This window comes from Psychrobacter sp. T6-1 (genome assembly GCF_052258445.1).
Map to the genome: position 1 here is coordinate 1 of NZ_JBQQFC010000265.1, position 3,415 is coordinate 3,415.

Annotated in this window: 4 protein-coding genes; 2 read left to right on the top strand and 2 right to left on the bottom strand. The window is 45.0% G+C overall.

All coding sequences use genetic code 11. The features are described 5' to 3' along the window. Both ACTXGO_RS11355 and ACTXGO_RS11360 read left to right on the top strand, forming a co-directional pair. A partial coding sequence (locus ACTXGO_RS11355) for a DUF4130 domain-containing protein (protein WP_443574559.1) occupies window positions 1-342 on the top strand: 342 nt, incomplete at its 5' end. A gap of 168 nt (window positions 343-510) precedes the next feature. Beyond that, entirely contained in the window at window positions 511-1,905 is a 1,395-nt protein-coding gene (locus ACTXGO_RS11360) for a glycosyltransferase (RefSeq protein WP_443574561.1), read from the top strand. Here the strand turns inward: ACTXGO_RS11360 and ACTXGO_RS11365 are convergent. Together ACTXGO_RS11365 and ACTXGO_RS11370 are read right to left on the bottom strand one after the other, a co-directional pair. Next, window positions 1,899-2,681, bottom strand: coding sequence for a cupin domain-containing protein (locus ACTXGO_RS11365; RefSeq protein WP_443574562.1), 783 nt, complete (start codon window positions 2,679-2,681; stop codon window positions 1,899-1,901). The genes ACTXGO_RS11360 and ACTXGO_RS11365 overlap by 7 nt on opposite strands. Continuing rightward, a partial coding sequence (locus tag ACTXGO_RS11370; protein ID WP_443574564.1) for a gamma-glutamyl-gamma-aminobutyrate hydrolase family protein occupies window positions 2,653-3,415 on the bottom strand: 763 nt, incomplete at its 5' end. The genes ACTXGO_RS11370 and ACTXGO_RS11365, both read right to left, overlap by 29 nt.

A 3,415-nucleotide genomic window follows, 5' to 3' on the forward strand; every position in this document is an offset into this window, starting at 1 on the left:
GAGCATTTTCGTCAGCGCTATCAAGATCAGCACTGGGCAATCTATGATTTGGCACGCGGCTATGGCATCTATTTTGATAAAAGCTTGAGCACACAGACGCGTCCTGCTGACTTACAGACTATTACCGATCTCGATGACGCGGTACTGCGTAATCCTGCCAGTGTTCATAGTGCTGATGAGCAGCGCTATCAGCGCTTTTGGCAAGGGTATTTTACTAACGTCAATATCAAAGAGCGCAAAAACACTCGCCTGCATAGGCAACACATGCCGCAGCGCTACTGGAAATATTTGAGCGAAAAGCAAATTTTGCCTGATGCTGACTACCTTCAAAAGAAAAGGTAAAAGAAAGATGCTAGCAAAAATGCTTCATTAAAAAGTATCAACAAAAAAACTCAACTTTATTTATAGAACTCAATCTAGTTATAAGGTTGAGTTTTTTGTGTTTATGACTGACAATATCAGCTTACTATATTCTCAGCTTATTATATTTTATGGTTGTAGCCTTTTATTATGATCGTTATGCGCCTGCTCTCCTCCTTAAAACACGATGAATCCGAACGCGGTATCTTTCATCTTGGGCGTGCGCTGGTCAAAAACGGTCATACCTCTATCATCGTCGCCAGCGCTGACAAAGATAATGACCTCGTCAAGCGTTTGGAGCGTGATGGCAATATCTACCATCAACTGCACATGAATAAAAAGTCTTGGCTGTCACTATTACAGGTCAATACCCTGCGGCGTTTGGTCGAAAAGCATAGCCCTGACGTTATTCATATTCATTCAAGAACGCCTGCCTGGATACTGCATTTAGCGCTTAAAAGAGCCAAAATAAAACGTATGCCAAAGCTGGTCTCCACGATGTACGGCTTTTATCCGATCAATAAATACTCGCAAGCTCTGCTTGATGTCGATACTATCATCACAGTATCTGACAGCGTGACCAATTATCTAAAACGGGGTCTGCGCCGAGAAGAGGCCGATCCCAAAGTTATCAAGCGTATCTACCGCGGCGTTGATACGCGCCGTTATCCTTATCGGCATAATCCTTCGGTGTACTGGCTGCGTCATACCTTTGCAGAATATCCTGAGCTTGAACACAAAAAGTGGCTGGTATTTCCTACGATTATCGGCAATGAGTATGGTCAAGAATGGCTCATTGATATCTTGGGGAATCTGCAAGAAGACTTTCCGCTGATTCACGCTATTATTATGGATGAGGATTACCGAGAGAGCGATGTGGCGCATGAGGACTTTCGTCAGCGCGCTAATGCATTAGGTTTGGCTGAGCGTATTACTTATGTGGGTAGTAAGCGTAATGATATGCGCGAATGGTTGTCAGCGGCCAATATTGTCATGGCGCTAGCCAATCAGCCAGAATCTATCGGTATCAATGCCCTACAGGCTATTCATTTGGGTACGCCTGTTGTGGGCTGGGATCAGGCCGCTTTTAGTGAGATTTTGCAACCTTTGTACCCGCAGGGACTGGTCAAAAAATACAATGCTGTTGCCCTTTGTAAAACGGTCAGGCATCAGCTTGAGAGCGTAACTCGGCCTGAGATGACCAACGAATTTACCATGCGTGAGATGATTAGCGAAACCCTAGCCGTCTACAACGCGCTACATGATCAGGCGCTACTTGAGGAACAATTGCTGCTCAATGCCTCTGCCGCCAAAAGAGTCAAAAAACAGCTCAAAGCGGACAATCCTATGGTGGAGTCTTCACACAAAAGGGTGAGCAATACCAAAGTTGAGCTATTAAAAAAGCCGCCAAAAGCTATGGGCGACTCTAAAATAATACTCAAAAAGCAAACAGGTCGCTCAAATCATTCAAGCACAAGCTCTAACCCTTCTCAAGAAAAAACGGTTAATAAAGAGGGCACTAACAACAGTAGCACTCCTCAATAAGTCGTTGGCGTATGCGCGCTGATAACACGTGCAATACTATCGCTTGGATTCATGAACGTGTGCGGGCGATTGGTATCGATGACGTAGCTGTCGCCTTTGTTGAGCAAATAAGTCGTCTCATCGATTCGTATCAAAATCTTGCCCTCAATTACCGTGCCTATCTCCTCTCCCTCGTGCGCAATCTTCTCCTCAGTCGAGCTGTTCGGCTGATAAGTCTCTATCAAAAACCCTAAATTTTTAGTGGTACTATGGTTGTACACTTGCTTAAGTGATACGCGGCAGCCAGGCTCACTAAGCTCCAATAAATCCTTTGGCGTGACGACCACTCTAGCTTTTGGCTCTTGCCATTCATCACTAAAGAAGGTAGTAAGATCAGAACCTAACACCTCAAGTATCGCTTTTAAGGTATTGACCGCTGGACTGACTTTATTGCGCTCGATGGAGCTAATAGAAGTATTCGTGAGTCCCGCCATTCTAGCAAGTTTACGCTGCGAGTAGCCCTTAGCTAGGCGCAGCTGATTGACCTTTTTGCCGATATTCTCTTCTTGCAACTCGCTTTTTTGCGGAGTAGCGTGAGTATCTAACCCGTCATTTTCAGCTTCATTGTCTAAGCCGTTATCGATGTCGACGTCTTGATTGAGACTATTTGCACTGGCGCACGCCTCATCGTCACTATTGTCATCACTATCAATGGTGTGGTTATTATTAACCTCATCATCATTAAAAGTCGTTTTATGGTCTTGGTGCTTACTGCTTGGTAGATTTTTTGCGGGCATGGTCGATAAATTCCGTGAATAAAAACTTGGACAAGTGATCTTGCGCATAATTTAACTCAGGATGCCATTGTACACCAATCATGAATGGATGTTCTAATAAGCTTATCGCCTCTATCATTCCATCACGGGCGACTGCCTCAACGAATAGACGCGCGCCCACTTTATTAATAGCCTGCTTGTGTAGCGAGTTCACATGCCATGTGTCACCAAACGCTGCCAATCTGCCCTCAGGTTGAATGAGGACATCGTGTACGGGCTGATATTGTACCTCTAGAGGCTGGGTACTGTCCTCCAAATGCGGCTCAAAAAACCCCTCAACATCGCGCCAATCAGGGTATAGCGTTCCCTCAAAATAGACGTTCATCTCTTGATGCCCGCGGCATACTGCAAACAGGGGCACGTCATTTTTGTCCGCATAAGCAAGCAGTTTAAAGCTCAGCGCATCGCGGCCAAGATCTTGTTTTTCTTCAATGTGGGTCGCGCCGTATCTATCTGGAGCGACGTTGCTATAACTTCCTGTCAATAAAATCCCGTCAACCATAGTCATCAGCGCCTCAAAATTATCATCTTCAGCTGCCGTATTGGGCAATAAAATCGCATTGCCACCATAGTGCTGTACCGCATCGATATATTTTTGATATACCGACTGACCCGGTTGTCCATCGATCATCTTGTGACAAGATACGATGGCGATAATAGGTTTAGATGGCTGCATAAAATGATTCCTAAGTAGT